This is a genomic window from Novosphingobium sp. Chol11 (assembly GCF_945870625.1).
GTDB lineage: Bacteria > Pseudomonadota > Alphaproteobacteria > Sphingomonadales > Sphingomonadaceae > Novosphingobium.
In genome coordinates this window covers 1-15,298 of sequence record NZ_CAMBTS010000075.1, presented here as the reverse complement: position 1 = coordinate 15,298, position 15,298 = coordinate 1, and the positions used below count along the sequence as shown (strand labels likewise).

Annotated in this window: 12 protein-coding genes; 4 read left to right on the top strand and 8 right to left on the bottom strand. The window is 64.1% G+C overall.

Annotated elements, in window-relative coordinates; genetic code table 11:
- Window positions 1-137: 137 nt before the first annotated feature.
- The 7 genes from Q0O40_RS11630 to Q0O40_RS11600 form a co-directional block, all read right to left on the bottom strand.
- Entirely contained in the window at window positions 138-1,115 is a 978-nt protein-coding gene (locus Q0O40_RS11630) for a glycosyltransferase family 2 protein (protein WP_295529841.1), read from the bottom strand.
- Window positions 1,112-2,200 (bottom strand): hypothetical protein, encoded by a 1,089-nt coding sequence (locus Q0O40_RS11625; protein ID WP_295529838.1) that lies wholly within the window; start codon window positions 2,198-2,200, stop codon window positions 1,112-1,114. The genes Q0O40_RS11630 and Q0O40_RS11625 overlap by 4 nt, the downstream gene beginning before the upstream one ends.
- 11 nt (window positions 2,201-2,211) lie before the next feature.
- Window positions 2,212-4,191 (bottom strand): SLBB domain-containing protein, encoded by a 1,980-nt coding sequence (locus Q0O40_RS11620; RefSeq protein WP_295529836.1) that lies wholly within the window; start codon window positions 4,189-4,191, stop codon window positions 2,212-2,214.
- Between the two features lie 86 nt (window positions 4,192-4,277).
- A complete protein-coding gene (locus Q0O40_RS11615; protein WP_295529833.1) occupies window positions 4,278-5,237 on the bottom strand; it encodes an NAD(P)-dependent oxidoreductase in 960 nt (319 codons plus the stop codon).
- Window positions 5,230-5,886, bottom strand: a complete 657-nt coding sequence (locus tag Q0O40_RS11610) for an HAD family hydrolase (RefSeq protein WP_295529831.1) — start codon at window positions 5,884-5,886, stop codon at window positions 5,230-5,232. Before Q0O40_RS11610 ends, Q0O40_RS11615 begins: the two co-directional genes overlap by 8 nt.
- Complete coding sequence (locus tag Q0O40_RS11605; protein ID WP_295529829.1) at window positions 5,883-7,754, bottom strand: thiamine pyrophosphate-binding protein; 1,872 nt, start codon at window positions 7,752-7,754, stop codon at window positions 5,883-5,885. Before Q0O40_RS11605 ends, Q0O40_RS11610 begins: the two co-directional genes overlap by 4 nt.
- 5 nt (window positions 7,755-7,759) lie before the next feature.
- A complete protein-coding gene (locus Q0O40_RS11600) occupies window positions 7,760-8,542 on the bottom strand; it encodes an aldolase/citrate lyase family protein (RefSeq protein WP_295529827.1) in 783 nt (260 codons plus the stop codon).
- A gap of 549 nt (window positions 8,543-9,091) precedes the next feature.
- Here Q0O40_RS11600 and Q0O40_RS11595 point away from each other — a divergent pair.
- From Q0O40_RS11595 to rfbH, 4 genes are read left to right on the top strand one after another with little or no spacing between them, the layout of a single operon-like run.
- Entirely contained in the window at window positions 9,092-10,084 is a 993-nt protein-coding gene (locus Q0O40_RS11595) for an FAD-binding oxidoreductase (protein WP_295529825.1), read from the top strand.
- An 11-nt stretch (window positions 10,085-10,095) separates the two neighbouring features.
- Window positions 10,096-10,866, top strand: a complete 771-nt coding sequence (gene rfbF / locus Q0O40_RS11590) for a glucose-1-phosphate cytidylyltransferase (RefSeq protein WP_295529823.1) — start codon at window positions 10,096-10,098, stop codon at window positions 10,864-10,866.
- Window positions 10,860-11,954 (top strand): CDP-glucose 4,6-dehydratase, encoded by a 1,095-nt coding sequence (gene rfbG / locus Q0O40_RS11585; protein ID WP_295529844.1) that lies wholly within the window; start codon window positions 10,860-10,862, stop codon window positions 11,952-11,954. Before rfbF ends, rfbG begins: the two co-directional genes overlap by 7 nt.
- Window positions 11,955-11,975: 21 nt before the next feature.
- Window positions 11,976-13,289: a lipopolysaccharide biosynthesis protein RfbH gene (gene rfbH / locus Q0O40_RS11580; protein ID WP_295529821.1), complete on the top strand. Its 1,314-nt coding sequence runs from the start codon at window positions 11,976-11,978 to the stop codon at window positions 13,287-13,289.
- Window positions 13,290-13,301: 12 nt separating this feature from the next.
- Here the strand turns inward: rfbH and Q0O40_RS11575 are convergent, their stop codons facing one another.
- Window positions 13,302-14,990, bottom strand: a complete 1,689-nt coding sequence (locus Q0O40_RS11575) for an amidohydrolase (RefSeq protein ID WP_295529820.1) — start codon at window positions 14,988-14,990, stop codon at window positions 13,302-13,304.
- Between the last annotated feature and the right edge of the window lie 308 nt (window positions 14,991-15,298).

Below are 15,298 nucleotides of genomic sequence, written 5' to 3'. Positions count from 1 at the left end.
AATTGCGCGGCAAAGATATTGAGACCCTGCCACACCAGCAGCGAATACATGCCCAGCCCGAACACGGTGTTGACGATGGCCGCCTGATAATAGCGCCACAATTCCATCAGACGCGCGCGCGGCAGGGGCAGCATGGCTCAATCCGTCGGAAAGTTGACCCGCTCGCGCTCCAGCACGAGCGGCGTGCCGCGGGTCCGCTCCGAAATGATGCGGATATTCTCACCCAGCAGGCCAAGAAAGGCAAACAGCAGCGCAAGCTCCGCCTGCACCACCGCCGCGATCAGCCACCCGGCGATGGGGCGATCAAACGCAAAGGCCAGCAGCGCCCCGATGAGCATCATCAAGGTCATCAAGGCACCGAACACACCCAGATAGATCGGAAAACGCAGCAGCCGTTTCGACGAGCCGGCCAGCGCCGACATCGCAAAATCGAGCAGCGCGAAAAACCCGTTCTTGGATTTGCCGCCCGCGCGCGGCGGGCGCGGATAGGGGATGGTCTCCAGCCGGTAGCCAGTTTCGACCAGCATCGCGCGAAAGAACGGTTCAGGCTCTGCCAGCTGGCGGATCGCATTGATCACGCGGCCGTCATACAGACCGAATCCGGTCGCGCCCGGGAGCACCGGATAATCGCTATAGTTGCTGGCCAGCCAATACGAAACCGCGCGGGAAAAGCGCAAAAACGCGCCATTCGCGCGTTCTTCCTGCCGCACGCCGAGCACAATATCCGCGCCGTCGCGCCAGCGCGCGATCATCTGCGGCAAGAGCGCGGGCGGATCCTGAAAATCGGCGGACATCCCGATCACCGCGCGCCCGCCAGCCTGATAGACGGCATACGTGGGCGAGCGCATCTGGCCATAATTGCGTGTGTTGACGATCAGGCGCACGCGCGGATCGCTGGCGCAGAGCGATCGGATAATCTCGACCGTGCGGTCGCTGGAGCTATTGTCGATGAAAATGATGTCAAACGTCAGGTCCAGCGGTTCCAGCACGCCGATAACCGCGCCGCAGATCGCGGCGGCGTTTTCTTCCTCGTTGTAGCAGGGAATGACAACCGAGATATCGGGTGACAAGCCCGGCGGCGGCACGGCCTGCGCGGTAAGCGGCGCAGCGGTCATGCCGCCTGCTTCATCCGCTCAAGCGGTGGTCGCATGAGGTAGAATTCGATCGCCGCGCCCAGCAGCAATAGCAGCACCGCCAAGGCCAACGGCGTCACGCGGTACTGGATCGCTGAATCGACGTAGGCCGGTTCGAGAATGCGGACATTGACGTTGGACGTCAGATCTTCGGCCACCGCGCCTTGCAGATACCGTTTGTAGTTTTCATAGACGGTGCGCGCGGTATCCAGATCGCGCTTGAGCTTTTCCGCCTGGGTCGATTGGCGCACAACATCGCCTACCGAGCTGCGACTGGATGGCGAAAGCGAGCGGATTTCGGCAAGCTGCGATTGCAGCGAAGCGATCTCGGCCTGCGCCTGACGCACGCGGATGTTTTGATCGGTTGCGAACTGGCGAATGGCGCTCAGATCGACTTCCTTGGCCCGGAGCATGGCTTCCAGCTCCGGGATGCGATCACCTGCGGCGAAGAACGCGGCCTGCGGGCTGCTATAGCGGGTTTGCAGGCGGAAATCATCGTAGGCGAGCTGCGCCTTGGCCAGCTTGTCGCTGGCCGAGGCAATCAGTTCGAGCAGGATATCGCGCTTTTTGAAGGTCTGCTCGCGCGAGATATCGGCCTGATGCTCCCGCACCGCCTGCCCATAGGCATCGACCACGCGCAGCGCGAGACCCGCATCCCCCAGCACGGTCTCAAACTCGATGATCCCGCCGCGCAGCGCATTGATATCAACCTTGCGCTCAAGCCAGCGATGCGTCTCGGTCGGCGTTTTGCCGAGCACTTTGGGCAGATCGAGCTTGCGCGAGACGATCGAGCGGACAAACTCGCTGTGCGCGACCCGCACGGCGACTTCCACAGCGGTCTGATTGCCAAACACGTTGCCCACCGCCAACTGACCAAACGCGTTGCTGGGGCCAAGGTTGGGGGGATCGGTAGGCGTGAGGCTTGCCGCCGCGCGGTATTGCTGCGGAAAGAACGCCAGCACGACGCATATGGCGACGAGCAGGACCACGATCCCGCGCCGCAGCCACGGACGGCGCAGGACCGGATGCGCGGCCAGCGTGCCGACGATGGAGCGCGGCGCTCTCATCCCTTGGCCGGTCACTTGATCGTCGCCAGCGCGGCAGCGCTGAAGCCGAACTGGAACAGGATTTGCGAGATGTCGCGGATCTTGGCCAGCACCGATGACGATTGCGTGCGGATCGGCACAAACACGGTATCGCCGGGGAGCACCGTCGCTTTCAGCGCGCCGCGCCGTTTGGTCAGCACCGAACCATTGGCGCGGACCACGAAGATATTGCCCCGGTCGCCGCCGCGGATCGGGCCACCCGCTTGTTCAAGATAGTCCTTCACCAGCACCGCCTTGCTCGGGTTCAGCAAAAACGAAGCCGGGCGGTATACCGCGCCGAACACGCCGACCGTTTCCACGCGGGGCGGAATGATCACCCGGTCGTTGTTTTCGAGTAGCAGATCGCCGGGCAGCGCGCGGTCTGCCGCAGCCAGATCGATCACCAGCCGCCCGTCGGGCTCATGGCCGCGCAGCTTTTCAAGGAAACTGCGCGCAGCCGCGATCTGGGAAGCGCGTTCGCCCGCGTCGATCAGCCGGTCGCCGCTGAGCGGCGCTGCGGCCAGCGACAGCTCCATCTGATCGACCGCTTCGAGGAAGCTCTGCCGCTGCTGGGCCCGCACCGATTCGCGCGAGAAGCGGGTGCCATAAACATACGCGCGCTGGGTCAGCCCGCCAGCCATCTCGATCACTGTCGCAAGCGGGGTATTGGGCGGCACGAAATAATTGCCCGGCTTGTTCACCTCGCCCTCGATCCGCACGACCGCCTGCTGCTTTTCGAGCGAGCGCGCCAAAGTGCCTTCGGGCAGGATCTGCAGGATATCGCCGCCTTCCGCCACCATGCTAGCGGCGGCGCGCCGATCAAGTTCGCGGCTGCCCACGGTGTTCTGGTCGCTCAATCGGTAGAGAATGACGCGCGAGGCATCGCCGACGTTGGTCGGCCCGCCGGCAAGCGCGATCATGTCAGCCACGCTTTCACCCGGCTTGGTTTCGTAGATCGCCTCTTCGTTGATGCTGCCCACCACCGCGACCTGCTTGCCCACGGGCGGAATGAACAGCACGTCCTCGTTTTCAAGCAGAGGATCGCGCGCGCGGTCGCCCTTGCGCAGCAGCTCGTAAAGATCGAAATCGGCGACCTCGCGGCCATTGCGGTAGAGCTTGACCGAACGGAAACTGCCGCCCGGCGATGGACCGCCCGATTGCAGCACGGCGTTGACCAGCGTCGAAAGGCTGTTCACCGAATAGGCCCCGGGCTGGTTGGCAAAGCCGGTGACATAGACCCGCACGCCGCGCAGCCGCTTGATCGAGACCGCGACTTCATAACCGCGATACTTGCGGCCAACCGCAGCAGCAATGCGATCGTACAAGTCGCGGTAGCGCACACCCAGCAGCGACACCGAACCGACATTGGCGAGATAGATATTGCCGTCGCGGTCGATCGGCAGGTCGGCGCTGCCTTCGACCGAGCCGCTCAGCGCGATGGACACCGTGTCGCCGATATTGAGGGCATAATCGGGCGGGATCGTCGCTGTGGCCGGCATCGCGAAATTGCCAGCGCCCGGCAGCAGCAGATCGGCCCCGAAACGCTTCAGGGGACGCCCCGTCACCTGCCTGATCCAGATTTCGAACTCGCCGGGCTTGGCCGGTTGGCGCAGCTTCAGGCTGTCCAGATCGAGCAAGCCATTGGCATTGAGCCGCGGGCCGCCTGTGGCGACGCCCGAAACATCTTCATCAACACCAGAGGACTGGCCGATCGTGACCGGCTGATACGGCACCGATTGCCGGCCACCGCTTCCGCCCTGGCCCTGCCCGCCGCCAAGGCCGCCTTGCGGAAAGCTGTTTGAAGGATCGAGCGGAGACCCCATGGGCAGGCTGCTGGGATCAATCTGTGCGGCCACTGGCAGCGCGCTCAGCACCAGACTGATCGCGCAGGCACCGGCCGCCGCGCGGAAGAACCGGGCAAGCGACGCGCAGTTTGCAGCGAAGCGATACTCAGACAAGCCAGATGCGATCATGGGGAGCGATTTTCCTTGGATATCCTGCCACGCTTCAGCCTGCCGTTGCCCTAAAACCGGGTCCGCGCGCAAGGTCAGCGTTTAACCTATCGACCGGGATCGGCAACCCTGCCGATCCACGGCGCGGTCTCGCGGACCTGCACATCGAGCGGCACCGGCGCAATGCCATAACGCGCGAGCAGCGCCGCATAAGCCGCGCTATCGCCGACATAGCGATCGGGCGCAGGCTCGGTGACGGCGGCCCGTTCGGTCGTGCCCCCGCCCAGCGCCTGCGCGACGATGCGCGCCACCTCGCCCAATTCGAGCGCCGCGCCGCCGCTGTCGAAGCGGACGACCTCGCCGGGCGGGCCATCCGCCGCCAGCAGCGCGAACACCAGCGACATCAGCTCGCGGATCGCGACATAGCCGCGCACGACCTCGCGCGGGGCGTTCACCCGGATCGGGCGATGGCCGAGCGCATCGCGGATGAAACTGGCCATGGCATAAGCATCATGCTTGTTCATGTAAGGGCCGGTGAGATTGAATATCCGCCCGATCACCGCCCGCCGCCCGCCCGCCTGCGCCCACGCGGCAAAACGCGCCTCATCATCGCGCTTCATCGCGCCGTAGAGCCGCATCGCCGGGCTGGCCGCTGGATCATCGGCCTTGCTCGCCGCGCCCGACGAGGCGACGAACACGGCCTCGGCATCGATATGGCCCAGCGCGGCGATAACGCAACCGCTGATCGCCTGGTTGGCGGCGCGATAGGCCGCCTCGTCCATCGCCTCGGCGCGCTCCTTGGTCTGAAAGGCATAGTGCAGCACCCAGACACCTGGTGCCTCAAGCGCGCTCAACTCGCTGAGCGGGCGCTGGGGCACCACCCGGCCCTCGCCCAGATCGATCATCCGCGCCGCCGAACCATAGCAGCTGACCCGCGCGGCAAAGCGATCCCCCAGCGCGCGCGCCAGCAGATCGAGCGTCGCGCAGCCGAGCCAGCCGCTCGCCCCGGTGATCGCAATGTGGCGATTGTCGGCAAGCAGCGCCTGCACGGCCGCCGCTTCAAGCATGGACGCGAGCGGTGACGATCGTGTCAATCAGGCTGGGAAAGCAGGCATGGGTAGCGCAGGCCTCGGGCACCCAATCCGCCGCCGCATAGCCATAGGTCATGAAATGAAACGGCATCGACGCACTTTGCGCGACCGCGTGATCAAGCTCGCTATCGCCAACATAGAGGCATTCTTTCGACACGGCGCCAAGTTCTCCCAGCGCCGCATCGAGCAGATCGGGCGCTGGCTTGGCCCGCAATCCGGCGCGCCCGCCAACGACGACCGCAAAGTGTTCCGCCAGATCGGTTTCGGCCAGCACCTGATCGCACAGCACCTGCGGCTTGTTGGAGCAGATCGAGAGGACATAACCCGCGATGCGCAATCGGCGCAGCCCTTGCGTCACACCGGGAAACACGGTTTCAGGCGGAGTGGGGTGGCGCTGATACCGGGCGCGAAATTCGGCCAGATCGGCGGCGGGATCGATGCAGGCATCGCCCAGCAACCCCGCGACCATATCCACCCCGCCCCGGCTCATGAACGCGCGCGCGACCACGGGATTGATGCCATCGTGGACTCCCCGCGCCGCGAGCATCTCGGAAAGGATCTGGACGCAGACGATGTTGCTGTCGATCAGCGTGCCATCCAGATCGAAGATGATGTGGCGGATCACGGCGCGACCGGAGCGGCTAGAACCGGATGCAGCGCCATGGCCTCGGCCAGTTCCTCACGCGGGAGGAACGGCGAGAGATCTTCCAGGGTGGGCGAAACCATCGTGCCATCCTCCAGTCTGCGCGAGCTGAGCTTCGGCGCGAATTCCTGCCGCTTGTCGATCATCACTTCGCACAATTGCGGCCCCTCGCCATCCAAGGCCGCGCGGATCGCCGCGGCAAGGCCGGCATGCGTGCTCACCTGCGCCGCAGGCAGGCCGAAGCCGCCCGCAAGGCGCGTGAAATCGGGGAAGGTCAGCCCGCTATCGGGCCCGCAGCCCACGATGTTGTCGGGAAAATGGTTCTGCTGCGACTGGCGGATCGAATGGTAGCCATCATTGTTGATCACGAAGATCTTGATCGGCAGCCGCCCGCCGACGATGGTCTGCAGCTCCTGCAGGTTCATCATGATGCTGCCGTCGCCCGCCAGACAGATGATCCGCCGCCCGCCGCCGGCATGATAAGCGCCGATTGCGGCGGGCAGGTCATAGCCCATCGAGGCACAGCCCGAATTGGTATAGAGCCGCTGCCCCGGCTTGAGATCAGCGGTCTGGAAAATCGTGACGCAGGCGGTGCCATCGCCGCTGACGACGATGTCACCTTCTTCGAGCGCAGCAAACAGCGCCTCGCCAAAGACATAGGGATTGATGAGGCCCTCGGTCGTCCGGTACTCGGGAAGGACCACCGGATAGCGCGCGGCGCGCGCCTTGCTGCGCGCGAGGAACGCGGCGCGGGCATCGGCTTGATCGTTTTGCGGCAGCGGCGCAGCGGCGGCGGCGGCAAAGAAATCGCGCAAGTTGGCGTGGACCGGGCGGTGCAGCGACAGCGTCGGCTTGTCCAGTTCGGCGCGATCGATATCGACCATGGCGACGCGCGCATGGCGCGCAAAGCTTTGCCAGTTGTAGCTGATCTGGCGGATATTGAGCCTCGAGCCCAGCACCAGCACATAATCGGCGGTCTGCACCGCGAAGTTGCCGCCGCGATCACCCACCGTGCCGGGCCGCCCGATATAAAGCGGATGGGTGTTCGGGATCGCATCGTGCGCATTCCAGCCGGTGACGACGGGCACGCCAAGCCGCTCGGCAAAGCTGAGGAACGCAGCATGCTGGCCCGACAGGCGCACCCCGGCGCCGGCGAGAACCACTGGCCGCTCCGCCGCGCAAAGCTCAGCCAGCAACACGGTTACTTCTTGCGCGAGCGCTGCGCCTTCCAGCGCGCCGAGTTCGGATGCGGTGTTGACCGCCTCGCCCATGCGGTCTTCGCTGGCGGGATCGAACGGTTCGAGCAGATCAAACTCGACCGGCGCTGCCTGCACATCGATCGGCACATCGATCCACACCGGGCCGGGCCGCCCGCGCGTGGCCAGATAAATCGCCTTTTCGACCACGCGCCGCGCGTCTTTGGGATCATCGAGCACGACGGCATACTTGGTGATGCCGCGCACCATGGCGACGATATCGACTTCCTGATCGCCAAGCTGGCGCAGCGGGATCGGATAATTGAACGCGCACGTTTCGCGCTTCACCTGGCCCGAGACCACGATCATCGGGATCGAATCGACATAGGCGCCATAGACGCCGTTCAGCGCGTTGACCCCGCCCGGCCCGGTGGTGACATTCACCGCCGCCGGCCGGTTTGACAAGCGGGCATAGCTTTCCGCCGCGATCGCCGCAGCCTGTTCGTGGTGGGTGAACACCTTGCGCAAACCCGGCGCACGGCCGAGCGCATCGTTGAGATGCATCGCCCCGCCGCCGGTGAGCATGAACACATCGGTGATCCCGTGCTCGACAAGGAGACGGGCGATCAGATCGGCAACGCGCATCTTGGCCATAAGGATCAGGCCGCAGCCTTCACCGCAGTGCGCTGGCGCTGCTCCATCATGTCGATCCGGGCTTCGTCTTCGGAGGCGATGTTCTGGTAATAATCGCGCTTGTTCCTGAGCCAGAGCAGCTCGAACTCCATCGCCAGCTCCATCCCGCCGCTCGCCACCGCCGGATTTTTGACGATGTTGGCGTCGAACACGACCTTGCGCGTTTCGAACCGATCAAGCCGGGCAGGCAGCACGCTGGACAGCAGCGGAATGGAATCGGGGCTGACCCCGCCGCCGACGACAAGCTCCAGATCCTTGTCGCGGCACACTTCGCTGACCCGCGCGACATAGCCGCGCATCTCGTCGGAGTTCACGAAATCGCGCTTGTGCCCCATCGACCCGGCAAAATCGACCCGGCCAAAGACCATGCCGACGCGGCCATCCTTGGCGACGCTCGCCATGGCATCGAGATGATCGAAGGTCTGGCGGGTTTCAACGTTGAACAGAAAGCAGACTTCTTCCTGCTCGCTCAGCGGATAGACCTTGTCCTTCGCGGCGATGTACTTGGTGAGCGCATAAGGTGTCTCGATCATCGGGGCGATGATATAGTCCGCGCCATAGATCCGGCATTCGATCAGATCGCGGACCGCCTCGCAGCCGCCGATCTTGATCGCGACCTTCACCCCGGCCCGGCGCGCAATTTCAAGCAGCCGCAGCAGTTCGTCGACCCGCGTTCCCTCAGCCTCAAACTCCGCCTTCACAGCCACGATACCGTTGCTGGCCTTGCCTTGCTCCAAGATCGCCAACATTCTTTTTTCGTACTGATTCACTTAATTACTCCTGCAAATTCAACGAAGCGCAAACGGTCTGTAGTGCTGGATCAGAGGGCGGAAGAGCCGGTAGCGGGGACGATCACCTTTGTGTTTCCTGAGAGCGGGCACCAAGTTTTGCAGATTACTCAACGTTACAAAACGCAGCAGCCTTCAAAATCCTTCACACCACATCATACTGCACCCAATTCGTTAACCATAGCTTGCGCCGTAACGGAATTTTCAGGAAGCGCGGAGCGAGGCAATGGGCCATCCGGGTGTGTCACGGCCTGAGTGTCACAGATTGAGCCTTCTGCTTCTTGGAGCCCCCGTTTTCCTCGCCCAGCAAGCCGACATGTCGCCCTCACAACATCGTTAATCCCTGTCTTGATGCCTTCCCCCGCATGCTGTCAACTTCCAATCTTTTTCACCAATTCGGGCCGTCTGTCATTTGAATGACAATACAAAGACAAGGCCGAAAGTGCCTCCATTCTGGCGGCTTTCAGGCCTCTGGACTGTCGGTTATAAATCACTAATAGCGTCGCTCACATGCCGCTTGTCACGCTCAGCAACAGCCGCACGTTTGCGGCAGACCCTGCCACTTCGATCCTCGAAGCGGCGCGTTCGCAAGGCGTTACGCTGGAATACAGCTGCCGCACCGGGCGCTGCGGGATCTGCAAGGCCCCGGTTATCAGCGGTGAAACCCTGATCCTGCGGCCCGAAGGGTCAAGCCTGTCTCCCGCCGAGGCGGCGCAGGGCCTGATCCTCACCTGCTGCCGCGCTGCGATCAGCCCGCTGGCGCTCGATATCGAACCGCTCGACCGGCTTTCCGGGATCGAAATCAAGACCATCCCGGCACGGATTGTTGCGCTCGATCCGGTCGCGCCCGACATCATCAAACTGGTGCTCAAGACCCCGCCGACATCGCCGCTGCGCTTCGTGGCCGGGCAATATGTCGACATCATCGCCGAAGGCGGCGTGCGGCGCAGCTACTCGCTGGCCAATGCGCCACGCGGCGACGGGCTGCTGGAATTTATCATCAAGCGGTATGATGGCGGCGTACTCAGCGCCTATTGGTTTGAACGCGCGAAGCGCAATGATCTGTTGCGCCTCGAAGGACCGTTCGGGACATTTTTCCTGCGCGAGCAGCGGCCGGCCAATCTCCTGTTCCTGGCCACCGGCACCGGCATTGCGCCGGTCAAGGCGCTGCTCGAAGAACTGGCGGCAGACCCCGCGCAGGCGGCAGGCCACCGGCTCACCGTGCTGTGGGGCAACCGCGAGGCGGCCAGCTTTTGTTGGGAACCATCGGCGCTGGGTCTCGACCTTGCGTTCCATTGCCTGCTATCGGGCGGCGATACGGCATGGCGCGGCAGGCGAGGGTATGTGCAGGATGCAGCGATCAGTCTGGGCTTCGACCCCCACGAGACGGCGGTCTATGCCTGTGGTTCCAGCGCGATGATCGCCTCAGCGCGCGCCGCCTTGCTGGCGCTTGGCCTCCCGTCCCGGCGATTTTTCTCCGACGCATTCGTCAGTTCGAACTGAGGGTACAGCGCATGAAGGCAGTCATTCTGGCCGGCGGGCTCGGCACGCGTTTTGCAGAAGAGACCACCTTGCGGCCCAAGCCGATGATCGAGGTCGGCGGGCGGCCGATCCTGTGGCACATCATGAAGATCTACGCCGCGCACGGCGTGACCGATTTCGTGATCTGCTGCGGCTACAAAGGCTATGTGATCAAGGAATACTTCGCCAATTATTTCCTGCACATGTCCGACGTGACCTTCGACATGCGCGAAAACGCGATGATCGTGCATGAAAAGCGCGCCGAGCCATGGCGGGTGACGCTGGTCGACACGGGCGATGATTCGCAGACCGGCGGGCGGTTGAAGCGGGTGGCCGACTATGTGAAGGACGAGGAGTTCTTCTTTTTCACCTATGGCGACGGGGTCGGCGATATCGACATCACCGCAACCATCGCCTTTCACCGCGCCCACGGCAAGGCCGCGACATTGACCGCCGCCGCCCCTCCGGGCCGCTTTGGCGCGCTGCAGATCGAGGATGGCCGCGTCGATCATTTCCTCGAGAAGCCGCAGGGCGACGGCGGATTGATCAACGGCGGGTTCTTCGTGCTCTCGCCCAAAGTGCTCGATTATATCGCGGGCGACGCCACGCTATGGGAGCAGGAGCCGCTGCGCAATCTCGCCAGCGACGGCGAACTGATGGCTTATGAGCACCGCGGTTTCTGGCAGCCGATGGACACGCTGCGCGAGAAGCAATTGCTCAACAGCCTGTGGGAAAGCGGCAAGGCGCCCTGGTGCATATGGTAACGAAGCGTGACGTCGATCCCGCATTCTGGGCGGGCAAGCGCGTTTTCCTGACCGGGCATACCGGTTTCAAGGGCAGCTGGATGGCGCTTTGGCTGCAGCAGATGGGCGCGGTGGTGACTGGCTTTGCGCTGGCCCCGCCGACCAGCCCGGCGCTGTTCGATGTGGCCAAAGTTGAAGGCGGCATGACCTCGATCATCGGCGATATCCGCGATCAGGGCGTGCTGGCGGCGGCGCTGATCGGCGCGGACCCCGAAATCGTGATCCACATGGCGGCGCAGCCGCTGGTGCGCGCGTCGTACGACGATCCGGTGGGCACGTTTGCTACCAATGTGATGGGCACGGTGCACCTGCTCGATGCGGTGCGGGCGGCGCCATCGGTGCGCGCGGTCTGCATCGTTACCACCGACAAGTGCTATGAAAACCGCGAATGGGTGTGGGCTTACCGCGAAGACGAAGCGATGGGCGGGCACGATCCCTACAGCAGCTCCAAAGGCTGCGCCGAATTGGTGACGGCGGCCTATCGCCGCTCGTTTTTTGCAGGCGGGGCCGGCACGGTGGGAATTGCATCGGGCCGCGCCGGCAATGTGATCGGCGGGGGCGACTGGGCGGCGGACCGGCTGATCCCCGATATCCTGCGCTCGGTCAGCAAGGGCGAGGCGGTGCTCATCCGCAATCCGCTGGCCACGCGGCCGTGGCAGCATGTGCTCGAACCTGTGGGCGGCTATCTCGCGCTGGCGCAGGCGCTGTGGAACAATCCGGCAGCCGCTTCGCAGGCGTGGAACTTTGGCCCGCGCGATGAAGATGCGCGCCCCGTGCACTGGATCGTCGACGAGCTTTGCGCGCTTTGGGACAAGGACGGACCGCGCGGCGCGGGATGGATCAAGGATGGCAGCGAGCAACCGCACGAAGCCCGCTATCTCAAGCTCGATATTTCCAAGGCGCGCGGAGGGCTGGGCTGGCAACCGCGTTGGACGCTTGCCAATGCGCTCGACAGCATTGTCCGGTGGCACCGCGCGTTTCTGGCGGGCGAGGACATGCACGCATATTGCCACACCGAAATCGCCCGCTTTGCCGGCGCTGCTGCTTAAACCCTCCGCACAGGATCTGACATGACCGCTGACGACCTCCGCGCCGAAATCCGCAAACTTGTTGGCCAATACGCCGAGGCGCAGTTTGCGCCCAAGCCGTTTGTGCCGGGCGAAACGATGATCCCGCCTGCGGGCAAAGTGATCGGCGCGCCCGAGATCGAGCTGATGGTCGAGGCCTCGCTCGATGGCTGGCTGACCACCGGACGGTTCAACACCGAGTTCGAGACCCGGCTCGCCAAGATTCTCGGTGCGCCTTATGTGCTGACGACCACATCGGGATCATCGGCGAACCTGCTGGCGCTCTCGTGCCTGACCAGCCACAAGCTGGGCGATCGCCGGCTCAAGCCCGGCGATGAAGTGATCACGGTCGCCGCCGGATTTCCCACCACGGTCAACCCTTCCGTGCAGCACGGTCTCGTCCCCGTGTTCGTCGATGTGTCGCTGCCGACATACAACATCGACACGAGCCTGATCGAGGCGGCGATCACCGAAAAGACCGGCGCGATCATGATTGCCCACACCCTGGGCAATCCGTTCAACCTGGCCGAAGTGCGCCGCATTTGCGACGAGCACGATCTGTGGCTGATCGAGGATTGCTGCGATGCGCTGGGTGCAACATTCGATGGCAAGCTGGTCGGCCTGTGGGGCGATGTCGCCACGTTGAGCTTCTACCCCGCGCACCACATGACGATGGGCGAAGGCGGCGTGGTGTTCACCCAGTCGCTCGAACTGCGCCCGATCATCGAATCGATCCGCGACTGGGGCCGCGATTGCTATTGCGCGCCCGGCTGCGACAACACGTGCGGTTCGCGCTTTGGCCAGCAGCATGGCTCGCTGCCGTTCGGCTATGACCACAAGTATGTCTATTCGCACCTCGGATACAACCTCAAGATCACCGACATGCAGGCGGCCTGCGGCGTGGCGCAGCTTGATCGGGTGGACGGCTTCATCGCCGCGCGCAGCCGCAATTTCGCCCTCCTGACCGAGCGGCTGAAAAGCCTCGAAGAAATCTTCATCATGCCCGAGGCGACGCCGAATTCGGACCCTTCGTGGTTCGGTTTCCCGCTCACCTTGCGCGACGGCGTCGATGCCAAGCGGGTCGACGTGACGCGCTTCCTCGATCAGAACAAGATCGCCACCCGCCTGCTGTTTGCCGGGAACCTGACCCGCCAGCCTTATTTCGAGCACGTCAATTACCGCGTCGTCGGCGATTTGACTGAGACCGACCGGGTGACGATGAACACGTTCTGGCTGGGCCTCTATCCCGCGCTGGGGGCCGAGCATTTCGACTATGTGGGCGAAAAGCTGGAAGAGTTTTTCGGGCTGAATTTCTGAAACTGAGGGGCTTCAAGCCTCGTAGACCACCCGGCCCCCGGTGACGGTGCGCACGATCTGGATGTCCTTGATCCGCTCGGGCGCGACCGTCAGCGGATCGGCCGCCAGCATGACGAAATCGGCCAGCTTGCCGGCGGTAATCGAGCCCTTGATCGCTTCCTCGCGGCTGGCAAAAGCGCCGTTCAGCGTGTTGATCCGAAGCGCCTCGGCCGCCGTCACGCGCTGGTTTGCGCCCCACACTTCGCCGTTCCAGCCGGTGCGCGTGACCATGCCCTGCATGCCCATCAGCGGCGCGAACGGGCCGGGATAAAAGTCCGACCCGGCGCATGCGGGTATCCCGGCATCGAGGAACGAGCGGAACGCCATGCAGCGCTGCATCAATTCCTCGCCGTAGAACTTGAACTTGTCGGGGTTGTAATAAGCATACGAGGTGAACGGCGCGGGGATTGCGCCTGCCGCCTTGATCCGCCGCACCAGATCATCGGTGATAAGGGTGCAATGCGTGATCTTGGGCCGCGCGTCGCGCAGCGGGTAGATCTGCTGCGCCCGCTCGAACGCGGTCAGCACCATGCCGATCGCGACATCGCCATTGGCGTGGCAATTGACCTGGATGCCCGCGCGGTGGACTTTCTCGACCCAGGCGTTGAGCGGCTCCTGCGCCTCGGTCACGTTGCCATAATAGGCCGGGGTGCGGCCGGGATAGGGTGTGCTGCGCGCCAAGGTTCGTTCGGAAAACGAGCCGTCGACGGTGTGTTCGGCGGTGGCGCCCAGCTTGATCCATTCATCGCCGAAGCCGGTCTGCAGATTGCCCGCAATCATCGTATCGAGGAACGGGGGATAGGCCTCGTAGCTCACGCGGTGCATCAATTCGCCGCTGCGGTAGATCGCCTGCAGCGCGGCCAGATCGCCGCCCTGATGATGCACGCTGGTGAGCCCGTAGCGGGCGAAAACCTTGGACATATAGGCCGCCGCCTCGCGCGCGCGCTGCTCTTGCTGGGCGGGGGTGTAGCTAGGCCGCGCGCCGAACCTGGCGATGACATCGAGCGCGTTGTCGGTGACACGACCATTGGGCTCGCCATTGGCATCGCGGTCAAACGTGCCGCCTTCGGGGTTGGGGCTGTCGCGCGTGATCCCGGCGAGCTTCAGCGCATGGGAATTGAAAAAGCCGGTGTGGCCGCCGCGGTGATGCACCCAGACAGGATGCACGCGCGAGACCTGATCGAGATCGGCGGCGGTGAGCAGGCGGCCATCTTTGACTTTGGTATCGTCGTAGAAAAAGCCCTCGACCCATTGCCCCGGCAGCGTCGCCTGCGCACGGGCCTTCAGCTTGGCCAGGATCGAGGCGATGGTGACGAACTCGACCTCGAACGGATTGCCGACCGAGACTTCGTGGATCAACATGGCGCCGCTGGCGTGGTTGTGGCAATCGATGAAGCCGGGGACGATGGTCATGCCCTTGGCATCGATGGTCCGGGTGCCCTTGCCGGCAAGCCCGGCGACATCATCGCCGACACGCACGAGGCGGCCGCCGCGCACCGCAAGCGCGGTGGCGGATGGCTGCGCATCGTCCATGGTGTGGATGCGCGCGTTGGTGATGATGAGATCTGCCGCGTCCGATCCGGCGGCGAAGGCGGGCCAGCCCAAACCGGCGAGGCCCGCGCCAAGACCGGTGCCCAGAACGGTGCGGCGATTGGTCAGCATGAACAGTTCCCCCTTGGCGCTGGAGCGGCGGCGCAAGACTGTACCAGACGCGGCGGCGCGGCAAGGGGGTATGGCGGGGGTATGGCGGGGGCCGGGGCGTTGGGCTGCCTACTGTGAGCTCGCGTTTTGCCGACTGAGGCCCCGGCCTTCGCCGGGGTGCGCGCCGCGATCCTGTTGGATTTGGATTTCGGGCGCACGGGTGCGGCGTCTGGGCAGAGGGGGGATCGCGCGACCGGTGCGGCGCCTGCACTGGCGCTGCGGGGAGGGCGTCGTGTTCTGCTTAGGGTGCGAGTGGCCGGGAGGGCAGA

Coding starts and splice junctions, on each gene's coding strand:
- Q0O40_RS11630 (WP_295529841.1), bottom strand. CDS start 1,115: ATGACCGCTGCGCCGCTTACCGCGCAGGCCGTGCCGCCGCCGGGCTTG.
- Q0O40_RS11625 (WP_295529838.1), bottom strand. CDS start 2,200: ATGAGAGCGCCGCGCTCCATCGTCGGCACGCTGGCCGCGCATCCGGTC.
- Q0O40_RS11620 (WP_295529836.1), bottom strand. CDS start 4,191: ATGATCGCATCTGGCTTGTCTGAGTATCGCTTCGCTGCAAACTGCGCG.
- Q0O40_RS11615 (WP_295529833.1), bottom strand. CDS start 5,237: ATGCTTGAAGCGGCGGCCGTGCAGGCGCTGCTTGCCGACAATCGCCAC.
- Q0O40_RS11605 (WP_295529829.1), bottom strand. CDS start 7,754: ATGGCCAAGATGCGCGTTGCCGATCTGATCGCCCGTCTCCTTGTCGAG.
- Q0O40_RS11600 (WP_295529827.1), bottom strand. CDS start 8,542: ATGTTGGCGATCTTGGAGCAAGGCAAGGCCAGCAACGGTATCGTGGCT.
- Q0O40_RS11595 (WP_295529825.1), top strand. CDS start 9,092: ATGCCGCTTGTCACGCTCAGCAACAGCCGCACGTTTGCGGCAGACCCT.
- rfbF (WP_295529823.1), top strand. CDS start 10,096: ATGAAGGCAGTCATTCTGGCCGGCGGGCTCGGCACGCGTTTTGCAGAA.
- rfbG (WP_295529844.1), top strand. CDS start 10,860: ATGGTAACGAAGCGTGACGTCGATCCCGCATTCTGGGCGGGCAAGCGC.
- rfbH (WP_295529821.1), top strand. CDS start 11,976: ATGACCGCTGACGACCTCCGCGCCGAAATCCGCAAACTTGTTGGCCAA.
- Q0O40_RS11575 (WP_295529820.1), bottom strand. CDS start 14,990: ATGCTGACCAATCGCCGCACCGTTCTGGGCACCGGTCTTGGCGCGGGC.